18 protein-coding genes are annotated in these 20,017 nt (G+C 70.9%); 1 reads left to right on the top strand and 17 read right to left on the bottom strand.

What is annotated here, in order from left to right:
• Positions 1–135 precede the first annotated feature (135 nt).
• Positions 136–1,353 carry a cytochrome P450 gene (locus OG453_RS02505; protein WP_266864055.1) on the top strand — a complete coding sequence of 406 codons (1,218 nt, stop codon included), beginning with the start codon at positions 136–138 and terminating at the stop codon, positions 1,351–1,353.
• 98 nt (positions 1,354–1,451) lie between these two features.
• Here OG453_RS02505 and OG453_RS02510 read toward each other — a convergent pair whose 3' ends face one another.
• The 17 genes from OG453_RS02510 to OG453_RS02590 form a co-directional block, all read right to left on the bottom strand.
• Positions 1,452–2,123, bottom strand: a complete 672-nt coding sequence (locus tag OG453_RS02510) for a response regulator transcription factor (RefSeq protein ID WP_266864056.1) — start codon at positions 2,121–2,123, stop codon at positions 1,452–1,454.
• Positions 2,120–3,337, bottom strand: a complete 1,218-nt coding sequence (locus tag OG453_RS02515; RefSeq protein WP_266869680.1) for a sensor histidine kinase — start codon at positions 3,335–3,337, stop codon at positions 2,120–2,122. Before OG453_RS02515 ends, OG453_RS02510 begins: the two co-directional genes overlap by 4 nt.
• 112 nt (positions 3,338–3,449) lie before the next feature.
• The gene (locus OG453_RS02520; protein ID WP_266864058.1) at positions 3,450–4,625 is read right to left on the bottom strand and encodes an acyltransferase; all 1,176 of its coding nucleotides are present in this window, start codon (positions 4,623–4,625) and stop codon (positions 3,450–3,452) included.
• The gene (locus tag OG453_RS02525; protein ID WP_266864060.1) at positions 4,618–5,601 is read right to left on the bottom strand and encodes an alpha/beta hydrolase; all 984 of its coding nucleotides are present in this window, start codon (positions 5,599–5,601) and stop codon (positions 4,618–4,620) included. Before OG453_RS02525 ends, OG453_RS02520 begins: the two co-directional genes overlap by 8 nt.
• A 162-nt stretch (positions 5,602–5,763) precedes the next feature.
• Entirely contained in the window at positions 5,764–6,639 is an 876-nt protein-coding gene (locus tag OG453_RS02530; protein WP_266864062.1) for an alpha/beta hydrolase, read from the bottom strand.
• Positions 6,640–6,972: 333 nt separating this feature from the next.
• Positions 6,973–8,166 carry a kynureninase gene (kynU, locus tag OG453_RS02535; RefSeq protein WP_266869681.1) on the bottom strand — a complete coding sequence of 398 codons (1,194 nt, stop codon included), beginning with the start codon at positions 8,164–8,166 and terminating at the stop codon, positions 6,973–6,975.
• Between the two features lie 76 nt (positions 8,167–8,242).
• Positions 8,243–9,073 (bottom strand): tryptophan 2,3-dioxygenase family protein, encoded by an 831-nt coding sequence (locus tag OG453_RS02540; RefSeq protein ID WP_135336349.1) that lies wholly within the window; start codon positions 9,071–9,073, stop codon positions 8,243–8,245.
• Between the two features lie 159 nt (positions 9,074–9,232).
• On the bottom strand, positions 9,233–9,646 hold the full coding sequence (locus OG453_RS02545; protein WP_266864068.1) for a DUF3151 domain-containing protein: 414 nt from the start codon (positions 9,644–9,646) through the stop codon (positions 9,233–9,235).
• A gap of 92 nt (positions 9,647–9,738) precedes the next feature.
• Complete coding sequence (fbaA, locus tag OG453_RS02550; RefSeq protein ID WP_266864069.1) at positions 9,739–10,761, bottom strand: class II fructose-bisphosphate aldolase; 1,023 nt, start codon at positions 10,759–10,761, stop codon at positions 9,739–9,741.
• 122 nt (positions 10,762–10,883) lie between these two features.
• Positions 10,884–11,435 carry an orotate phosphoribosyltransferase gene (gene pyrE / locus OG453_RS02555; protein ID WP_266864071.1) on the bottom strand — a complete coding sequence of 184 codons (552 nt, stop codon included), beginning with the start codon at positions 11,433–11,435 and terminating at the stop codon, positions 10,884–10,886.
• A 10-nt stretch (positions 11,436–11,445) separates the two neighbouring features.
• A complete protein-coding gene (locus OG453_RS02560; protein WP_266864073.1) occupies positions 11,446–12,249 on the bottom strand; it encodes an aldose 1-epimerase in 804 nt (267 codons plus the stop codon).
• Between the two features lie 396 nt (positions 12,250–12,645).
• Positions 12,646–13,416, bottom strand: coding sequence for an SRPBCC domain-containing protein (locus OG453_RS02565; protein ID WP_266864075.1), 771 nt, complete (start codon positions 13,414–13,416; stop codon positions 12,646–12,648).
• 57 nt (positions 13,417–13,473) lie between these two features.
• Positions 13,474–15,051 (bottom strand): polyamine aminopropyltransferase, encoded by a 1,578-nt coding sequence (locus OG453_RS02570; RefSeq protein WP_266864077.1) that lies wholly within the window; start codon positions 15,049–15,051, stop codon positions 13,474–13,476.
• Between the two features lie 93 nt (positions 15,052–15,144).
• Complete coding sequence (locus tag OG453_RS02575) at positions 15,145–15,663, bottom strand: DUF2617 family protein (RefSeq protein WP_266864079.1); 519 nt, start codon at positions 15,661–15,663, stop codon at positions 15,145–15,147.
• Between the two features lie 825 nt (positions 15,664–16,488).
• Positions 16,489–17,751, bottom strand: coding sequence for a site-specific integrase (locus OG453_RS02580; RefSeq protein WP_266864081.1), 1,263 nt, complete (start codon positions 17,749–17,751; stop codon positions 16,489–16,491).
• Positions 17,752–17,838: 87 nt separating this feature from the next.
• The gene (locus OG453_RS02585) at positions 17,839–18,081 is read right to left on the bottom strand and encodes a helix-turn-helix domain-containing protein (RefSeq protein WP_266864083.1); all 243 of its coding nucleotides are present in this window, start codon (positions 18,079–18,081) and stop codon (positions 17,839–17,841) included.
• 460 nt (positions 18,082–18,541) lie between these two features.
• Positions 18,542–20,017: an ATP-binding protein gene (locus OG453_RS02590; RefSeq protein ID WP_266869682.1), complete on the bottom strand. Its 1,476-nt coding sequence runs from the start codon at positions 20,015–20,017 to the stop codon at positions 18,542–18,544.

A 20,017-nucleotide genomic window follows, 5' to 3' on the forward strand; every position in this document is an offset into this window, starting at 1 on the left:
GCTCGATTTTCGACGCGCCCCTCGCACGGCTCGGCGCCGGGGCGCCTCCCCGGCCGCGGGGTGCTGCGCCGGACTCCGTCCGCCGAGCGGTGCGGCCCCCTTCCCGGCCGGGCCCACAGCACATAGCGTCCCCCCATGAACGCCCCCACCACGGACTTCACCCCCTGGGCACCGGAGTTCATCGCCGACCCGTATCCCGCCTACGCACGGCTGCGGGCGGCCGGGCGCGTGCACTACTTCGAGCCCACCGACCAGTGGCTGATCCCGCACCACGCCGATGTGTCGGCGCTGCTGCGCGACCGGCGGCTCGGGCGCACCTATCTGCACCGGTTCACGCACGAGGAGTTCGGGCGGCAGGCGCCGCCGGCCGCGCACGAGCCGTTCCACGTACTGAACGACAACGGCATGCTCGACCTGGAGGCGCCGACCCACACCCGCATCCGCCGCCTGGTGTCGAAGGCGTTCACCCCGCGCACGGTCGAGCAACTCAAGCCGTATGTAGAGGAGTTGGCGGACCGGCTGGTGCGGGACCTGGTGGCGGAGGGCGGCGGCGATCTCGCCGCCCGAGTCGCCGAACCCCTGCCGGTGGCCGTCATCGCGCAGATGCTGGGCATCCCGGAGAGCGACAGGGACCAGCTGCGGCCCTGGTCCGCCGACATCTGCGGAATGTACGAACTGAACCCCTCCGAGGAGACCGCCGGGCGGGCGGTGCGTGCCTCCCTCGACTTCTCGGCGTATCTGCGCGAACTCATCGCCGCACGCCGCGAGAAGCCGGGCGACGACCTGATCTCGGGGCTCATCGCCGCGCACGACGAGGGCGATTCGCTCAGCGAGCAGGAGATGATCTCCACCTGTGTGCTGCTCCTGAACGCGGGCCACGAAGCGACGGTCAACGCCACCGTCAACGGCTGGTACGCACTCTTCCGCCACCCGGAGCAACTGGCCGCCCTGCGGCGCGATCCCGCCCGGATCGTCCCCACCGCGGTGGAGGAGCTGATGCGCTACGACACCCCGCTCCAGCTCTTCGAACGCTGGGTCCTCGACGACATCGAGATCGACGGCACGGTGATCCCACGCGGCAGCGAGGTCGCGCTCCTCTTCGGTTCGGCCAACCACGACCCGACGGTCTTCACCGACCCCGCAGAGCTGGACCTGACCCGCGCCGAGAACCCCCACATTTCCTTCAGCGCGGGGATCCATTACTGCATCGGCGCACCGCTGGCGAGGGCGGAACTGGGCGCTTCCCTCGGTGCGTTGCTCCGCCTGGCCCCGAGGATGCGCCTCGCGGCGGAGCCGGAGCGGAAGCCGAATTTCGTGATCCGCGGGCTCCGCAAGTTGGTGGTCGAGGTCTGATCGGCCGTCCCCCGCCGTCTCCTGGGGCTCTGCCCCAGACCCCGGTCCTCAATCTCCCCCAAGCTCTTAAGGAGCAGGGGGGACCCCCTCGACGGGCTCTAATTGCTACCCGCCGGCCGCACCAACCCCGTCTCCCACGCGAACACCGCCGCCTGCGTGCGGTCCCGCAGGCCCAGTTTCACCAGGATGCGGCCCACGTGGGTCTTGACCGTCTGCTCGGCCACGACCAGCTTCGTCGCGATTTCCGCGTTGGACAGGCCCTGTGCGATGAGGGCGAGCACCTCCGTCTCGCGTGTCGTCAGGTCCCCGACCCTCGGCTTCAGCGGGCCGCGCGGGCCCTGGCCGATGCGGGAGAACTCGGCTATCAGGCGGCGGGTGATGCCGGGGGCGAGGAGCGCGTCGCCTGCGGCCACCACCCTTACCGCCTCCGCGAGTTGGTCCGCCGACGCGTCCTTGAGGAGGAAGCCGGACGCGCCCGCGCGCAGCGCCTCGTACACATACTCGTCGAGATCGAAGGTGGTCAGGACGAGCACGCGGACGTCCGGCAGCGCGGACGTGATGCGGCGGGTGGCCTCGATGCCGCTCAGTTCCGGCATCCGGATGTCCATCAGGACGACGTCCGGGGTGAGTTCGGCGACCCGCGCCACCGCGTCGGCCCCGTCGACCGCCTGGCCGATCACCTCGATGTCCGGCTCCGCGTTGAGGAGCACCGTGAAGCCCTGGCGGACCATGATCTGGTCGTCGGCTATCAGTACGCGGATGGTGCTCATGTGTTCTCTCCGTTGGTCGGCAGGAAGGCGGACACCTCGTAGCCGCCGTCGGATGTCGGGCCCGTGGTCAGGTCCCCGCCCAGCATCGCCGTGCGCTCGCGCATTCCCAGGAGGCCGTGTCCGGCGCCGGGTGACGGTGAAATCGCCGTGCGTGGCGATGTGTTGGTGATGCGGACGCGCAGGCCGGGCCTGGTGTGGGTGAGTGCTATGTGCACATTGGAGCCCGGTGCGTGCCGGATCGCGTTGCTCAGCGCCTCCTGCACGATCCGGTACGCGGAGAGGTCCACGCCCGGCGGCAGCGGGCGGCGCTCGCCGGTGGTGGCGCAGTCGACGGTGAGGCCCGCGGCACGGGCGTTGTCCACCAGGCCGGTCAGGCGGTCGAGGGTGGGCAGCGGGGCCTGCGGGGCCGCCGCTTCGGGGTCGTCCGGGTTCTCCGAGCGCAGCACGCCGAGGACGCGGCGCAGCTCCGTCAGCGCTTCGAGGGCGTTCTGCCGGATGCCCTCCAGGTTCTCCTTCAGCTCGTCGGGCGGGTCCTTGACCAGGTGCGGGGCGACCTGCGCCTGGATGGAGATCACCGACATGTGGTGCGCGACCACGTCGTGCAGTTCGCGTGCGATGCGCCCGCGTTCCTCGAGGAGGGTGCGCCGGCCCCGCTCCTCCGCCGTCAGCGTCTCCTGCTCGACAAGGCGCGTCCGCGCATCGCGGCGGCCGCGCAGGGCGATGCCGATCAGCGTGACGACGCCGAAGATGGCCGCGGCGAGCGGCATGGTGTTGTCGTAGACGGCCGGGGAGCGCACATCCTGGAGCACCGGCAGCAGACCGGCGCTGAGCAGCAGCGCCGTCACGGCGCCCCCGGTCGGCACCCGAAGCGCGAGCAGCAGCAGGATCGTGGCGTGCGAGATGAGATTCGCCGGGCCCCATGGCCACGGCGAGTCCTCGACGGGCCCCGTCGTGCACAGCGCGGTGACGGCGGACACCGGCAGGGAGAGCCACCAGGCGGGGACCGGCCGCCACAGGGCGAGCCCGACCGCGACGCCCTGCGCGAGCGCGAGCGCGAAGCCGATCTCATGGCCGATGCCGTAGCGCTGCACCAGCTGGCCGATGTTGCCGGCGACCGTGCCGAAGGTGATCCATGCGACGACGACGTGCGGCAGCCAGCGCAGTCGGCGCGGCTTGGACAGCGGCGGCAGCGGCATCGCCGCGAAGGTCCACAACTGGTCGCGCGGCACCCGAAGCGCGGACAGCACGAAGCCGCCGAAGCCCTCTCTGCCCCGCTTGCCGTCCCCGGTCCCGTCGGTCCTGCTGTCCCCCGCCACAAGATCAACCTTAAGCACGCCGCACCGACTTCGGTGCCGGCCGGTGCACCCGCACCACCCGCGGCCCGCCCCTGCCGCTCCCGCGGCCCCCTTGCTCGTACGTACGGAACGCCGCCCAGCACACCGCGAGCCCGGCCGCGAACACCGGCAGCCACGCGATCCTGGCGGGCACCCAGCCGAGCCCGTCCGGCACCGTGTGCAGCCCCGGCAGCGGAGATCCCGCGAGCAGGCCGAGCGCGGTGACCGCCATGAGCGCGGTCTGGTGCCACAGGAAGACCGTCATCGCGGAGAGGTTCACCAGCGCCACCGCCGCCCAGGCCGCGGGCCGCCGCAGCCATCGGCCGAGCGGCTCCCGCACAAGGAGGGCGAGCCCGCACTGGGCGAGGCCGAAGGCGACGGCCGCCAGGGTCGGCGGGTCCAGGTTCGAGACCGTGGCGCCGGGGACGCCGACCATCGACGCCGGGTAGCCGGCCCACAGGACGAGCCCGGCGGTCGCCGCCGCGCCGCCCGTGAGCAGCACCCAGCCGGAACGCCGGGTCAGCTCGCCGCGCGTCCACGCGGCGCCCAGCGTGTACGGCACGAGCCAGCCCGCCGCCACGTTGATCCAGCCGAGCCAGGAAGGTCCGCCAAGACCGAAGCGAACGAGATCCACGTGCAGTACGACGGCCAGCGGCCACAGCGGGTTGATCCGCGCCACCAGCGGAGTCGCCGCCGTCAGCGCCGCGAAGACCAGCAGGAACCAGAGCGGCGAGAGCGCCAGCTTGACCAGCGTGTGGACGGTCTCGAGGCCGGCGCCCGACGCGAGCATGCACCCCGCCGCGACGGTCCACAGCACTAGCACGGCGGCGACCGGCCGGAAGAGCCGCGCGAGCCGGACCGTCAGCCACGCCCGGTAGCCCGTGCCGCGCGCCCGCGCCGACGCATGACTCTTGGCGGCCACGTGCCCGCCCACCAGGAAGAACACGGCGAGCGTCTGGAAGACCCAGGAGATCGGCGCGAGCCACGGCATGTGCCGCAAGGGGCTGGCCGCGTGGAGCCCGCCGCTGTCCGGCACGATCGCGGTGACCAGCCAGTGCCCGAGGACGACGCCGAGGATGGCGAGGGCGCGCAGGGCGTCGACGGCACGGTCGCGGTCGGGCGGGGTCGCGGCGTCGACACGGCGGACGAGTGCACGCAGGTCACGCATGGGAGGCCCCTTCCGGGCTCTGGCCGCGCACGATCCGCGCGAGGCTGTCCAGTGCGACCGACCCCGGCTTCAGGTAGTCGCTGTGGCCGCCGTCGCCCGCAGGGAAGACGCGCGCGCCGAAGCCGGGGGACACCGGGTCCGTCCCGAAGCCGACGGTGGTCCCGAACAGGCCGACGCTGCTGTGCGGTACGTCAGAGATCCAGTCGTCGGCGCCGCGCCCTGCCCAAATCCGGGTGTGGGTACGGGATTTGAGATCGGCGGCACGGTCGACGCCGACACCCGGGCTGCCGTAGAGGGCGATGTCGTCGACCTCCAGACCCTGCGGCCCCTGCGATCCCTGCGCCCCCTGTGCCGCCGCCCGGCCGCACACGACCGACCCGTACGAATGGCAGAGCAACGAGAGACGCGCCCCCGGATTGACGTCATTCAACTCACCGACGAATGCCCTGAGTTCGGGCGCGGCCTCCTCGGCGCGGTCCGTCGTCAGGACGGCGGGGCTGACCGTGCCCGGCGTCTCGTAGCCGAGCCAGGCGACGACCGCCGCGCGCGGGCCGAGCCGCTCGTGCAGGGCGACGGCTCCCGCACGGAATCTCCCGTAGGTGTCGATGCCGGTGTCCGAGCCCGGCACCAGGACGGCGACCCGTTCCGCCGCCGCCAGATCGCCGAGCACCTCGGCGGTGCGGCCCGCGCCGCGCCCGTCGAAGGAGAGGAAGTTCCGTTCCTGACCGGCCATGGCCCGCAGCCGCGCCGCCCTGTCCCGGTCGCCGTACCGCTCGGCCATCTCCGCGGCCTCGGCGGCGTTGGCGCGGTTCGCGTCGTACGCGGTGTCCAGCGTGGCCGCCGTCAGGGGCGGGATGTCCGCCGGGGCGGGGGCCGGGACCTGCGGGCGCGCCGCGGCCGAAACCGGCACGACGACGGCGCCTGCCACCAGCGCGGCGAGCAGAGTGCGGCGCAGCCGTCCGGCCCGGAGCTTCATGGGGTGCCTTCCCTTCCGTACGAGACGCGTCGTACGCGATGCGCGTCTCTGGAAAGGAAGTTATGGATCAGACCTGGTAGTCGGCATCACACCAGGGAACTCACTTGCACCGTAGCTCTCAGGTATGACGGGTAGCCCAGGGGCGACCCCCGACCTCCGTCCCTAGTAGGCCAGTTGCGCGATCTCCTCCGCGACCACGGCGCAGGCGTCCGCCGCCGGATCGATCAGCGGGAAGTGCCCCACGTCTTCGAGCAGCGTGACCCCGACGACCTCGCCCGCCTTCGCGGCCGCGTCGGCGTACGACTCGGAGACGGCGTGCGGCACGACGATGTCGGTACGTCCCTGAACCACGGCGGTGGCGATCCCGGTCGGCAGCAGGGCGGCCGGATCGGCGTGCGGGAGCCTTTCTTCGAACTTCCCTTCCCCACCCAGGAGTTGGAGTGCGGCACCCGTGCAGACCCCCAGCTCCTGAGCGACCCGGAAGTCGGCGATCGGGGCGAGGGCGACGACGCCGCGCAGGGGCGCGGGCCGTTCGGTGCGCCAGGGCGAGCCGACGGGCAGCACATGGCGTGCGGCGGCCCACAGGGCGAGATGTCCGCCCGCGGAGTGCCCCGTCACGACGGTGCGGCGCGGATCGGCGGACGGCAGGAACTCCCGGACGAGGCCGGGCAGTGCGTCGAAGGCGGCGGCGACGTCGTCGAACGTCTCGGGCCAGCGCCCGGCGACGGGCCCCTCTCCCTGCACAGGGATCGAACTCCCTCGCCGGTACTCCACGTTGGCCACGGCGAATCCGCGTCTGGCGAGGAAGTCCGCGAAGGGGGTGATGTGCTGCCGGTCGTACGGGGCGCGCCAGGCGCCGCCGTGCAGCACGACGACGAGCGGGGCGGGGGTTTCCGTACGGATGCGGGGTTCGTAGAAGTCGACGACCTGGTCGGGGTGTTCGCCGTACGCGGCGGTGACGTCGGGCGGCACCGCGGGGTGCGAGAAGGCGGCGTCGGCCTCGGCGGCATCGCGGGCCACGGCGGCGTCGTCCGGCATTGCGACAACCTCTCTGCGGGTGGGGGGAACGGCGGGGCGGGGAGACTGATTCTTGCGATCTTCCCCTACCCCGCCCCTTCCCGGTAACGGTCGCCCCGCGGGTGCTGACGGTTCGGGTGGTGGACGCCCGGGGGCTGCGCCCCCAGACCCCGCTCAAGCCCGCCGCTTCGCGGCGGATCTTTCCCGCCCACCCACCCGATCGGCCCGGCCTTTTCAGCCCGTCCGGCGTTTGAGGACGAACTCGCCGAAGGCGGTGATCAGCGGCCACCTCGCGGCCGGCGCAGCCGGAAAGGATTCGGGTAAGGGCGGGCTCGGGGAAAGAACCGCCGCAGGCTAGCCCTCAGCCGCCAGCACCCCGGCCAGCACCCCCGCCGCCCGCTCCGCATCGGCGAAGCCCACGTACAGCGGTGTGAAGCCGAAGCGGAGGACGTCCGGGGCGCGGAAGTCGCCCACCACGCCCGCCTCGATCAGCCGCCGCATGACATCCCCGGCGTCCTCGCACCGCAGAGCCACCTGACTGCCCCGCTCACCATGGGCCGCCGGAGTGATCGGCTCCACCCGGCCCGCGGGGACGTAAGCCGCCACGCACTCCAGGAAGAAGTCCGTCAGGGCGAGGGACTTGGCCCGCACCGCCTCGATCGAGACGCCGTCCCAGACGTCGAGCGCCGCTTCGAGAGCGAGCATCGAGAGGATGTCGGGCGTACCGACGCGCCCCCTCACCGCCCCCTCCGCCGCCTCGAACTCCGGCCGCATCCCGAAGGGCTCCACATGCGAGTTCCAGCCGGGCAGCGGCGAGTCGAAGCGCCCCTGCAGATCCGCCCGTACGTAGATGTACGCAGGCGAACCGGGCCCCCCGTTCAGGTACTTGTACGTGCAGCCGACCGCGAGGTCGACGCCGTGCTCGTCGAGCCCGACCGGCAGCGCACCGGCCGTATGGCACAGGTCCCAGACGACGAGCGCGCCCGCCTCGTGCACGGCGGCCGTCAGGGACGGCAGATCGTGCAGGCGTCCCGTGCGGTAGTCGGCGTGGTTCAGGAGGACCGCCGCGGTACGCGGGCCAAGGACGCCCCGCACCTCACCGGGCGCGACCGCCACGACCCGGCAGCCAGTGAGCCGCGCCGCGGACTCGGCGATGTACCCGTCCGTGGGAAACGTCGTCGCGTCAACGACGATCTCGTCGCGCCCCCCTGCCGGGTCACCCGCCATGCGTACGGCGGCGACCAGCGCCTTGAAGACGTTGACGCTGGTGGAGTCGCCGACCACGATCTGGCCGGGGGCGGCGCCCACCAGGGGCGCTATCCGGTCACCGATCCGCTCGGGCGCGGTCCACCAGCCGCTTTCGTCCCAGGAGCGGATGCGGAGTTGCCCCCACTGCCGGGAGATGACGTCCGCGACGCGCTCCGGCACGGCTGCCGGCAGGGCGCCCAGGGAGTTGCCGTCCAGGTAGACGGTGTCGTCTAGGACGAACTCCTTGCGCTTCGCGCGGAGTTCGTCCTCCGCATCCAGCCTTGCCGCTCGCGCTTTCATGTCCGCCTCAGCGCCGTCGTGGGTTCTGCCCACCCGTCCCGCCTTGCGGGACGCCTGCCCAAAACCAGTGCTGACCTCAGACATGGCTCCTCGCAGTCCACAGCTCGGGGAACACGTTCTTCACGGCGCGCTTCTCCAGCCAGGCCACCCCGGCGGAGCCGCCCGTGCCGGTCTTGGAGCCCATCGCGCGGCGCGTCGCCACCAGATGGTCGTTGCGCCATCGCCACACCAGCTCGCCGACGTCCGTCAACGTCTCGCCGAGGCGGGCCAGTTCATCGCTCTCGTCACCGGAGTAGAGGTCCGTCCACACCTTCTCGACCTCGGGCGACGGCTCGTACTTCTGCGTCAGGTCGCGCTGCAGCACGGCGTCCGGAACGGCGTGCCCGCGCCGTGCGAGCAGCGCCAGGACCTCGTCGTACAGGCTCGGCTCCTGAAGCGCCTTCTCCAGCTCCTGGTGGACGCGCGGCGCGCCCCGGTGCGGCACCAGCATGGACGCGGACTTCTCGCCGAGGAGGAACTCCATGCGGCGGTACATCGCGGACTGGAATCCGGACCCCTCGCCGAGCGCGGCGCGGTAGGAGTTGAACTGCCCGGGCGTCAGCTGGGCCAGCGGGCGCCAGGAGGCGTTCAGCGCCTCCAGCTCGCGAATGCTGCGCTTGAGTGCCGCCACCGCGACGGGGATGTCGTCGCGGCGCAGGGCGTGCGACGCGGTCTCCCACTCGTGGACGATGACGGTGAACCACAGCTCCATCACCTGGGTGGTGACCAGGAAGACCATCTCTCCGGGATCTTCGGAGCGGGGGTGCTGGAGGTGGGTGAGGACGTCCGCCTGGACGTAGTCCTCGTAAGGGGTGGTGCCGGCGAAATCGAGGTTCGGGGTCTCCGCCTCGTGGGACATCGCGGACATCGCGGTCTCCTTGAATACGTACTACGGGTAGCGGTCCGCCCCTGCCGTTACCGACACGGGGGCCCCGGTCCCCACCGGCATCCTCCGCAACATCCCACGAAACGGCAAGACCTGCCTGGTCACAGCGGCGTCCAGACAGGTCTCGCACGTGGTCAGGGGCTAGCCCAGCGTGTCCGCCGCCGTCTGGGACGAGTCCCTCAGGAAGCCGGCGCAGCGCTCGTACTCCTCCTGCTCGCCGATCGACTGCGCGGCGCGGGCCAGCGCGTGCAGGGCGCGCAGGAAGCCGCGGTTCGGCTCGTGCTCCCACGGCACCGGGCCGTGGCCCTTCCAGCCGCTGCGGCGCAGCGAGTCGAGGCCGCGGTGGTAGCCGGTACGGGCATACGCGTACGACTCGACGACGCTGCCCCGCTCGAACGCCTCGTCGGCGAGCTGCGCCCAGGCGAGGGAGGAGGTGGGGTACTTGGCGGCGACGTCGGCGGGCGCCGCGCCGTTCGCGAGCAGCTCGCGCGGCTCGGGGTCGTCGGGCAGGTGGGTCGGGGGCGGTCCCCCGAGCAGATCCTTGTGAATGGCCATGGGTTCCAGTCTGCGCCATGACGGCATGCGACGGGCCCGGCACCCCGTCCTGAAAGGCGGGATGCCGGGCCCGTGGCCTCGGCAGGTGCCGGTTACTTCAGCTTCGTACCCGTGGAGCGCAGGTTCGCGCAGGCCTCGCTGACGCGCCCGGCCATGCCCGCCTCGGCGAGCTTGCCCCAGGTGCGCGGGTCGTACTGCTTCTTCGAGCCGACCTCGCCGTCGACCTTCAGGACGCCGTCGTAGTTGCGGAACATGTGGTCCGCGACGGGGCGCGTGAAGGCGTACTGGGTGTCGGTGTCGAGGTTCATCTTCACGACGCCGTTCTCAAGGGCGGTGGCGATCTCCTCGGCCGTCGATCCGGAGCCGCCGTGGAAGACGAAGTCGAACGGGGCGGTCTTGCCGTACTTGGCGCCGACGCCCTCCTGGAGGTCCTTGAGGAGCTCCGGGCGCAGGACGACGTTGCCCGGCTTGTAGACGCCGTGCACGTTGCCGAACGATGCGGCGAGCAGGTAGCGCCCCTTGTCGCCGAGACCAAGGGCTTCCGCCGTACGCAGCGCGTCGTCGACGGTCGTGTACAGCTCGTCGTTGATCTCGTGCGAGACGCCGTCCTCCTCGCCACCGGTCGGGGTGATCTCGACCTCGAGGATGATCTTCGCGGCGGCGGCCTTCGCGAGCAGCTCCTGGCCGATGGCCAGGTTGTCGGCGAGGGTCTCGGCGGAGCCGTCCCACATGTGCGACTGGAAGAGCGGGAGACGGCCGGCCTTGACGCGCTCGGCGGAGACGTCGATCAGCGGACGGACGTAGGTGTCCAGCTTGTCCTTGGGGCAGTGGTCGGTGTGCAGCGCGACCGTGACGTCGTACTTCGCGGCGATGATGTGCGCGTACTCGGCGAGGGCGACGGCGCCCGTCACCATGTCCTTGTTGTACTGGCCGCCCAGGAACTCCGCACCACCGGTGGAGATCTGGATGATGCCGTCGCTCTCGGCCTCCGCGAAGCCGCGCAGGGCCGCGTTCAGGGTCTGCGAGGAGGTCACGTTGATGGCCGGGTAGGCGAACTTGCCTGCCTTCGCCCGGTCGAGCATCTCGGCGTAGACCTCGGGGGTTGCGATGGGCATGTGTCCGCTCCTTGTGATGTGCGGGTGTGTGCTTGGCCCTGACCTAAGGGGGCGACGTCATCGTCGCCCCCATCTTTCCAGACTCGCCGGACGGCTCCAGCCGCCGTACCCGGCCGCCGTGCCTAGTCCAGTCCGAGGTCGTCCTTCGAGTACGCGAAGAGGTACGGCACCCCGGCGCCATCGGTGATCTTCTCGCCCGCCCCGGTGGCGCGGTCGACGATGGTCGCGACGCCGACCACCTCGGCACCGGCCTCGCGCACGGCCTCGACGGCGGTGAGCGGCGAGCCGCCGGTGGTGGAGGTGTCCTCGACGACGAGTACGCGGCGGCCCTTGATGTCGGGCCCTTCCACCCGGCGCTGCATGCCGTGCGCCTTGGCGGCCTTGCGCACGACGAACGCGTCGAGGCGCTTGCCCCGCGCGGCGGAGGCGTGCAGCATCGCGCCGGCGACGGGGTCGGCACCCATGGTGAGCCCACCGACGGCGTCGAAGTCCAGCTCGGCGGTGAGGTCGAGCAACACCTGCCCGACCAGCGGGGCGGCCTCGCCATCGAGGGTGATACGGCGCAGGTCGACGTAGTAGTCGCCCTCCAGACCCGAGGAGAGGGTCACCTTGCCGTGCACCACGGCCTTGTCCTTGATCTGCTGCAGCAGAGCGCCACGTACGTCGTCAGTCATGCCTGCCAGCTTAAAGCCGCTGAAGCCGCGTCCAGGTCCAGGTCGTCGACGTCTCCAGGGGGTCGATCGGGGTGACGAGGCGGGGCAGGGTGTTGAGCCCGTCCGGCGGGCCGGTCTGCGGCTCGACGCAGACGGCGGCGTCCTGCTCGTCGTACACGACGACCCATGGCTCGCGGCTCTTCACCTGGAGCTGGAGCTGCTCGGGCCAGGTGAGGGTGACGTCGACGCCGTCGGGCATGCCGAAGCAGTCGTCCCAGGGGCCGGGGGTGGGGGTGATGCGGCGGCCGGTGGGCAGGTGGTCGTCGCCGCGCTCTTCCTGCCAGGCGGCGCTGAAGTCGACGCGCACGTCTTCTTGTCCTTCTCCCAGGTTCCGGTTGAACCAGGGATGCCAGCCCGCCTGGGCGGGGAAGGAGTCGCCGTAGGTCTCGATGCCGAGGGTGAGGGTGAGGGAGTCCTCGGTGAGGGCGACGAGCTGGGTGACGCGGCCCTGGTAGGGCCAGGGCTCGGCGAGGTCGTAGGTGAACGCGGCCTCGGTGGCGGTGGCTCGGGCGGTCTTCCACTGGGCGTCGCGGGCGAAGCCGTGGATGGCGTGCGGCGCCGAGTTGACCGGCATCTGGTGCAGGGTCCCCCCATTCCGGAACCGCCCCTCCCGAATCCGCCCGCACCAGGGAACCATCGGGAAGCACCCATACCGCTCCCCTTGCCGCAGCAGCTCCCTGCCGCCGACCCGCAGACTCCCCACCCGGCAGCCGTTCCCCGCCTGCACGGTCACTTCCGCGTCACCCGCGGTCAGCGTCACACCATCACTCGTCACGCCGTCGACCCTACGGGTTCCCTTCCCCAACCCCGCCCCTACCCGAATCACTTCGGGGTGGGCGGGCAACTGCCGGGCAATCGGGAAGGGGGTCCCCCCTGCTCATTAAGAGCTTGGGGGCGGGCGGGAAAGCTTTCGCCGCGAAGCGGCGGTACGGCGGCGCGTCGGCAGACCGGGGCCGCTGCCGGGCAATCGGGAAGGGGGTCCCCCCTGCTCATTAAGAGCTTGGGGGAGGGCGGGAAAGCTTTCGCCGCGAAGCGGCGGTACGGCGGCGCGTCGGCAGACCGGGGCCGCTGCCGGGCAATCGGGAAGGGGGTCCCCCCTGCTCATTAAGAGCTTGGGGGAGGGCGGGAAAGATCCGCCGCGAAGCGGCGGTCTTGAGCGGGGCCCGGGGACCTACCGCCGCTTCCGCAACGCTCGGCCCAACACGATGGCCGAGGCGACGACCACCGCCGCGGCCGGCGCGGCCCAGCGCAACGTCGCGCTCGTCGACATCGCCTCCGCCGCCGGCGCCGGCGCATACCGCCCCCGCGGCGGCGCATGATCGACCTCCTCCGCGCTGCGGCCGATCATCGTCCGCCGGGCATGCGCAGCCTCCGCAGGCGGCGCGACGACGTCGTCGTCATCGTCCTCGTCCACCGCGTCGAACGACGACGGCGGCACCTCCGTCTCGAAGACGGACACCTCGGGAGCCACCGGCTCCGGGGGTTCGGCCGCAGGGGAAGCCGCCGCAGCCGCCTCCTCCGGAGGAGCAAGCGCCGCGGCGAACCGCTCAAGCAGCCTCCGCACCGCCCCCTCCACAGCCTGTGGAGAACTCTCCGCGACCCGCCCGTCGGCCGAAGCCGTCCCCCCGAACAGCACCCGCGCCCCACCGTCCGTCGGAACGACCCGCACCGTCAGCGAGATCTTCACGGAGCCGCTGCCGCGCACCTCCGTGCCCTCGCCCTCGACGACGTATCCGTCATCGCCCCGCGCAGCGACCCGCGCCGCACCCCGGTACGTGATCGTGTGCCCCCCGACCCGCACCTTGAGGCGGCCGGAGAGCGGCGCGGCCGCCTCGTCCGCGTCGCGCTGAAGCCCGGGCACCGCCCCGGCGACCTTCTCGGGGTCGCCGAGCACCTGCCGGAGGCGGTCTGCGGGAACCGGAACGAACACCTCATGCTCCATGGCAGTCGAGCCTACCCACGGGCCCCGCACCATGTACGTCAGTTCGCCGGTTCCTCCTCAGTTCGCGTACCGCGGATGCACCAGTGTGGAGGGGGTGAGCCCCCGCAGCCGCGTCCGTTCGGCGGATTCGGCGGGCCCCACGCCCGTCTGCCGCAGCCCCGGCATCCGGGATGCCGCAAGGACGGGAACGGTCCGCGCGGCGAGCACGAAACCCCAGTCGCGCGGCGCCGCACCGCCGTCCGCCGTCCGGTCGGGCCCGGCCGCGAACCCGGAGACCCTGCCGCCCGCGCGGTACGGCGCGGTCCGCAGCCCGGCCGCCCGCAGCGTCGTCTCCACCGTCCAGAAGACCCGCGGCCGCGAGGAGACGGGCCCCGCGTGCACGGCGAGCCGCCCGCCGGGCGTGAGCGCGCGGGACGCGAGGCCGTAGAACTCCTGGGAGTAGAGCTTGGTGCTCGCCGTGATACCCGGGTCCGGCAGATCGGAGATGACCACGTCGTACGTACGCGGGGGCGAGCGCAGCCAGCGGAACGCGTCGGCGTTCACCACCCGCACCCGGCGGTTCCGGTACACGTGCCCGTTCAGCTCGCTCAGCGCGGGATCGCGCCGTGCCAGGTGCACCACCCCCGCGTCGAGTTCCACCACGTCCACCCGCTCGACCCCCGGATGCCGAAGCACCTCGCGCGCCGCGAGCCCGTCGCCACCGCCGAGGATCAGCACGCGCGCGTGCGGTCCGTTCATCGCGGGGTGGACGAGCGCCCGGTGGTAGCGGTGCTCGTCGCGTCCGCTGACCCGCAGCCGCCCGTCGAGGTAGAGGTCGAGCGAACGGCCCGGCCCGCCGGTGAGCACCACTTCCTGTACGTCGGTCTGCACCGCGACCCGCACATCCTTCCCGTACACCGCACGCCGCGCCGCCGCCTCGAAGTCGCCGACGAGCACGGCGGCCGACGCGAGAAGCCCGAGCACGGTGATGTTCGCGACGATCAGGACCCAGCGCGCCCGGGTGCTCAAGTCCCGCCGGAAGAGCCCGAATACGAGGGCGCCGCCCGCGATCGCGTTGATCGCCCCGGTCATCAGGGCGCCGGTCAGCTGCCCGAGGAGCGGGAGCAGCAGGAAGGGGAAGGCGAGCCCGCCGACCAGCGCGCCCACGTAGTCGGCGGCGAACAGGTCCGAGACCGCGCCGCTCGCGTCCTGCCGCCTGATCCGCTGGATCAGGACCATGAGCAGCGGTACTTCGGCGCCGATGAGCAGCCCGATGGCGAGCGAGAACGCGACGAGCAGATACCGCGAACCGCTCGCCCACACCTCGCCCCGGTCGCCGGTCCAGGCGAACGCCGCGTACAGAGCCATCGCGCTGAGACCGCCGACCAGCGCGAGCGCCGCCTCGACCAGACCGAACCCGGCGGCCGCCCGGTACCGCAGCCGCTTGGCGAGCAGCGAGCCGATGCCCATGGCGAAGACCATCACGGACAGGACGACCGAGGCCTGGGTGACCGAGTCGCCGATCAAGTACGAGGCGAGGGCGACGAGTTCGAGTTCGTACACCAGGCCGCAGGCCGCGCAGACGAAGACGCCCGCGAGGACGAGGAACCGCCCCGTCCGGGGCGTGACGGGCAGACGCGTTGACGGCTCTCTCACGCTGGGAACGCTACGTCACCGCATGCTCACACCGGGTCCCCCACAAGGGTGCATCTGCGCCGCACCGTGCCCCGCCCGGACCCCTGGGATCCCTCAGATCCCCGCATGGATCCGCACCCCCACCCGGGTCCGCGTGGCCACCAACTGGCCGTCCTGCGGATACGCGTGCCACGTACGCCACTGCACAGCGCCCTCGTGCCGCTGCGCCAGCATCGCCGTGAAGGCGTGCGGACTGCCGGGGAACACCCCGGCGAGACCGTACGGATGCTCCGACACCAGTGCGAGCAACTCCTGGGCCCGGCCCGCGAACTGCCCCCGGGAGAGCGTCTCGACCCGCGCCGCGAATTCGTACTCCCACTCGCCGAGACGCTTGGAGACACCGAGAGGCAGCGGCGTACTGCTGCCGGGAATGCACGCGACGGTCTCGGAGCAGCTGCCCTGCTCCTCCTCGAGCAGCACCTGATGGGAGGCCCCCAGGAGCCTCAACTCCATCTTTGCGTCGTCGAGTTCGAGTTCGAGTGTGGCGAGCGCGGGCAGCGGCTCGCGCCCCAGAGTCCAGGCGAGGTCCGCGGCGCACGTGTCGGTATAGACAGTCTTCAGGGTCGTGAGCATGGGTCGGCTCCGCTAACACGCAATGGAGGTGGTGCCGGCGCACCCGGTCGGTCACCGGGAGGCCGGAATGCCGGCTCGTGCCCACGAGAACGTCCTTGTTGTCCAAGTCGTCCGTCCGAGGGCGGCGCTGACGGTTAAGAGGGAATCATGGACTGCTGCACTGCCACAGCGTTTTTACCCAACTTCGTAGGGTTTCCATCCCCTCGGGGGCTCCACAGCTCAACTGTTCAATGACTTCTTCACCAGTCAACGACAAAGTGCCCGGCAGGAGTTGTCCCCTGCCGGGCACTTCAACGGATCGACGGACCAGCTGCCCCGTGTCAGCTGCCTCCGCCACCTCCACAGCCGCCCCCGCCGCCCCCGCCGCACGAGGAACCGCCGCCGCAGGAGGAGCCGCCGCCACAGGAACTTCCACCGCCGCTGTCACCGCCGCCGGCCCACCAGCCGCCGCCGGACGCCGCACCGCCGGACGCCCCCGAGCGCGACCGCCCGCCCCGTCCACTTCCGGCCGCCACGGCGAGTGCGACGACCACCAGAACCACTGCGACAAACACGAAGACGAAGACCATGACCTTCACGCCCTTTCTGTTCCCCCGAAGCAGGCCCCCCGTTGGGTCCGCGTTCTTTAAGACGTTGTTGTGTGTAGTTGTTGTGTGCCGTTGCTGTGTGCCGTTCTTGCACGCTGGTCTTGCGTGCCGTTCTTGCGTGAAGAGGGAATGCCCCGGGCCAAGGCGGCCCAAAGCAGAGTTGAGGAAGTTCAGAGGGTTCTCGCGGGGCAAATGCCCCTGACCTGCTCAGAGGGGCAGTTCAGGGGCCGTCCGTGCCTCACTGGGCCGTCTGTGGGCCGTCATCTCCTGCGGAGAGGGCTCCAAAGACCTGGTCGATGGCGCGGCGGGCGCGCTCTCGACTGTCGGGCATGAGATGGGCATACACGCGCAGCGTCAGGCCTGGGTCAGCATGCCCCATGTACTCGCTGACGGCCTTGATGTTCTCGCCCGCATCCAGCAACGCGGATGCGTAGAAGTGCCGCAGCGCATGCATGCCGTGCTCGCGAGCTCCTGCGTAGCGCTCCCCTTCCTCAGCCTCCGGTATGAATCCCGCCTTGGCGAGTGCGGGTTTCCAGTCCTTGGCGTTGAAGTTGCTGCGCCACACCATGCCCCCTTGCTCAGCGGTGAAGATCAGCCGCGCAGACACCTTCGGTCCCTCCGGCGTATCCCACGGCAACGTGATCTCCACGGGCTTGCGGGCATCCACGTGCACCCGGAGGGCTCGCGCCACGGAATCAGGCAACGGCACGTCCCGCTTCTTGCCGCCCTTGGGAAGAGCGAACACCGGGCGTCCTTCAACGTGCTTGATCTGTCGGACCACATGGAGCGTTTGCCCGTCGGCGTCGATGGCGTCCTCCGCCAAGCCGAAGATCTCGCCCTGACGCAGGCCGCACCCGGCGCCCACGTCGACCATCGCCCGGTACGGCTCCAGAAGGGCCGCTCGAACGGCGAACACCTGGTCGGGCACCCAGGGGACTACCGGGTGTGCGTCGGCCTTGGGCAGCCGCACGGTCCGCGCGCTGCAAGGGTTGCGGGACAGCAGCGAGTCATCGACAGCAGCGGCCAGGACCGATCGAACGTCCGCGAAGATGTTTCGGGTGTAGGACGGACCCACACCGGGCTTCATCTCCAGTCCGGCGAGAAGCTCCCTGATGTGCTCAGGCCGGAAGGTCCCGACCGGTCGGGAGCCGATCTCCGGGTAGATGTGCAGCCGCAGGCGCCGGCCGAGTTCCTTCCGGCCCATCGGACTGGACGTCTTGCTGTCCAACCACTTCTCCGCGTACTGCCGGAACGTAATCCGCACGGACTTGGGGTCGGTGTACTGACCGCGCGTCATGTCCGTCTCAATAGCGCTGAGCCACTTCTCGGCACGGCGCTTCTGTCCGTCGGGGAAGCTCTTGGACTTCTCGGTGCCGTCGGGGCCGACGTAGCGGGCCCTGTAGCGAAGGCCGCTGCCGTGGCGGTCGGTCTTGACGCGGACGGTCTTGCCGTCGGCGCTGGTCTCCGTCTTGTACCAGCGGTCTTGGATGTGGCCAGCCATAGGGCGGCGTTCCCTTCGCGACAGGAGGAAGGGAGGGCCACGGTGTGGCCCTCCCTTGGGGTGTTGCGGCTGCTCAAGTGCGCGTCGTCAGGCAGCGTCCTCGTCCGCCATGCGTTTCCTGGCCCAGTCGTGGACGGCAGCGGGGTCGTAGCGGATGTGCTTGCCGACGCGGAAGCCGGGCGGGCCGGTGCGCTTCCTACGCCACTGGTAGACGGTCTCCTTGGGCACCTCGAACATCTCGGCGATGTCGTCGGGGGTGAGGTAGCGGTCTGGGAGTCCGCCCCGGAGCGTTGCGCGGGGGTCGGATTGAGCGGAACGGGTTCGGCTCATGAGGTCCTCGGAAGTGGAGTTGCCTTGCTGAAGGCTTCGGGGCATCTCGGGAGTGCACGCCTGTCCGAGGTGCGAATTTCTGCGTCACCGCGTCATCTGCGTCATTCGAGCTTCTGACCTGCGCGTTTGGGTGACGCAGTGATTTGGCGTGCGTCATCGGTGCGTCATGGGCTGCGTCATCGGGTGACGCAGATGACGCAGGATGACGCAGAGAATACCGTCTGCGTCATCGCTGTAGCCGCAGGTCAGGAGCCGATTTCCCGGCCGGATGACACAGGTGACGCAGCGTCTCCCCTCTTAGGACAAATGAGGGGGTGTCTGTTGTGGTGCAGTGCCGCTTCAAGCGTGAAGAAGGAGCCGCTTCGCGGCGCGACCCTTAGGCGGCGTCCGCCGAACAGCAAGAAGAGCACGCCTGGCCGGTGGTGCTCTTCTTGCTCGTCCGGGCGCCCCACCGTGGGGGTCAGAACATCTGCTCCTGCCCTTGCGGGGACGGGGCGACCTGGCGGGTCATTTCGAGGTAGCGGCCTTCCTTGGTGCGCCCCGAGTCGATGAGGACGCCACGGGCCGCGAGGGTCGGCTGAAGGCGCTTGAGCCGGTCGGAGAGCACCTTGCCCGTGGTCGGCCAGCCCTTGGGCAAGGGACGCGTTTCGTCATCGCTGTAGAGGCGACTGAGGCAGTGGAGCCACTCGGTCGAGGTCATCCGCTGCTCTGCGCCCGCCTCAAGGGTGTCGGCGTGCCTGAGGACGGTCTGCGCGAGGAGGTCGCCCTCAATCACGTCGTCGTTCAGGTCGTCCAGGCTGGCCCGGTAGGCGCTCAGCGCTCCCAGACCGGTGGCCGCATCGAGCTGCGCGCACAGATGCGCGAAGTCCGCCATCCGCAGATCGGTGGGGGTCTCCGCCTCGGCCGCGCGAACCTTGACCGTCAGGTCCAGGAGCGAACCGAGAACCACGGGCAGAACCTCCGCGTACTCCGCCCACAGCTCCGCCTCGGTGCGCCGGACGCGGGGCCGCTCCAGACGCAGCGGCAGGAGCCGTTCGGCGAGGTCGGGCCGGATGACGCCCACGTCGATTCCGGTCAGCAGCATGGGTCGGCGGTAGCGGGCACGGACCACGTCGCCGTCGGTGTAGAGGGCGCGTTTGACGCTTTCGGCGCCGGTGACGATGCAGCACATAGCGTCGGAGAGGTCCGGGGTCATGTGAGAGAGGTTGTCCAGGGCGGTGACCCAACCAGCGGCCACGGCCGCGATCAGGTTCTCCTCATCCTTCGGAGCGCGACGCAGGTCGCCGCTCATGCCCTCGACGATCCGCACGAGCATCCGCCCGCCGGTGGACTTCCCCGCACCCTGCGGCCCTGTGAGGAACGGCGCGGGGACGGGCACCGACGGCCCCAGGCAGCCGATCAGCCAGGCCACAGCCAGGCATTCGGTCTCGGCGGTGGCGAAGTTGCAGAGCCGGAGCAGGAGGTCGATGCCTTTGCCGTTGGTGTCTTTCGCGGGCAGGGGCAGTTCGCCGGTGAGCTGGGTGCGTCGCCAGCACACCTCGCGCGGGTCGGGGACGGTGATGTCCCAGCCGGTGGGGTGGATACGGACGGATTGCCCGTCGTTGCGGCCCAGGTCCAGCCAGGTTGCTCCGTCGAATCCCGGTGCAACGCGGATGTGCACGGGCTGCGTGTCCTCGTAGAGTGCGAGCGCTTCGATCAGGTCCAACGCCTCTTTGAGCGCGGTGCCGTTGAAGACGCCGCGCCCGTCCTTGAACAGGCCGACCATGAGTTCCTGGCGGTGGCTGCCGGTGGTGCCCTGGGAGCGGATCGGGCGGGCGACGGGGTGGCCGTTCCTCTGCGCGTAGACGGTGCCGTCGGCGGTGCGGAAGTACCGGAAGTGGGCCTGCGCGTAGTCGGTGATGACCTCGCGGGCGGGGTTCTTCTCGTCGTCGGACAT

This window comes from Streptomyces sp. NBC_01381 (assembly GCF_026340305.1).
Classification (GTDB): domain Bacteria; phylum Actinomycetota; class Actinomycetes; order Streptomycetales; family Streptomycetaceae; genus Streptomyces.

Coding starts and splice junctions, on each gene's coding strand:
- OG453_RS02505 (WP_266864055.1), top strand. CDS start 136: ATGAACGCCCCCACCACGGACTTCACCCCCTGGGCACCGGAGTTCATC.
- OG453_RS02510 (WP_266864056.1), bottom strand. CDS start 2,123: ATGAGCACCATCCGCGTACTGATAGCCGACGACCAGATCATGGTCCGC.
- OG453_RS02520 (WP_266864058.1), bottom strand. CDS start 4,625: ATGCGTGACCTGCGTGCACTCGTCCGCCGTGTCGACGCCGCGACCCCG.
- OG453_RS02525 (WP_266864060.1), bottom strand. CDS start 5,601: ATGAAGCTCCGGGCCGGACGGCTGCGCCGCACTCTGCTCGCCGCGCTG.
- OG453_RS02530 (WP_266864062.1), bottom strand. CDS start 6,639: ATGCCGGACGACGCCGCCGTGGCCCGCGATGCCGCCGAGGCCGACGCC.
- kynU (WP_266869681.1), bottom strand. CDS start 8,166: ATGAAAGCGCGAGCGGCAAGGCTGGATGCGGAGGACGAACTCCGCGCG.
- OG453_RS02540 (WP_135336349.1), bottom strand. CDS start 9,073: ATGTCCGCGATGTCCCACGAGGCGGAGACCCCGAACCTCGATTTCGCC.
- OG453_RS02545 (WP_266864068.1), bottom strand. CDS start 9,646: ATGGCCATTCACAAGGATCTGCTCGGGGGACCGCCCCCGACCCACCTG.
- fbaA (WP_266864069.1), bottom strand. CDS start 10,761: ATGCCCATCGCAACCCCCGAGGTCTACGCCGAGATGCTCGACCGGGCG.
- pyrE (WP_266864071.1), bottom strand. CDS start 11,435: ATGACTGACGACGTACGTGGCGCTCTGCTGCAGCAGATCAAGGACAAG.
- OG453_RS02565 (WP_266864075.1), bottom strand. CDS start 13,416: ATGGAGCATGAGGTGTTCGTTCCGGTTCCCGCAGACCGCCTCCGGCAG.
- OG453_RS02575 (WP_266864079.1), bottom strand. CDS start 15,663: ATGCTCACGACCCTGAAGACTGTCTATACCGACACGTGCGCCGCGGAC.
- OG453_RS02580 (WP_266864081.1), bottom strand. CDS start 17,751: ATGGCTGGCCACATCCAAGACCGCTGGTACAAGACGGAGACCAGCGCC.
- OG453_RS02585 (WP_266864083.1), bottom strand. CDS start 18,081: ATGAGCCGAACCCGTTCCGCTCAATCCGACCCCCGCGCAACGCTCCGG.
- OG453_RS02590 (WP_266869682.1), bottom strand. CDS start 20,017: ATGTCCGACGACGAGAAGAACCCCGCCCGCGAGGTCATCACCGACTAC.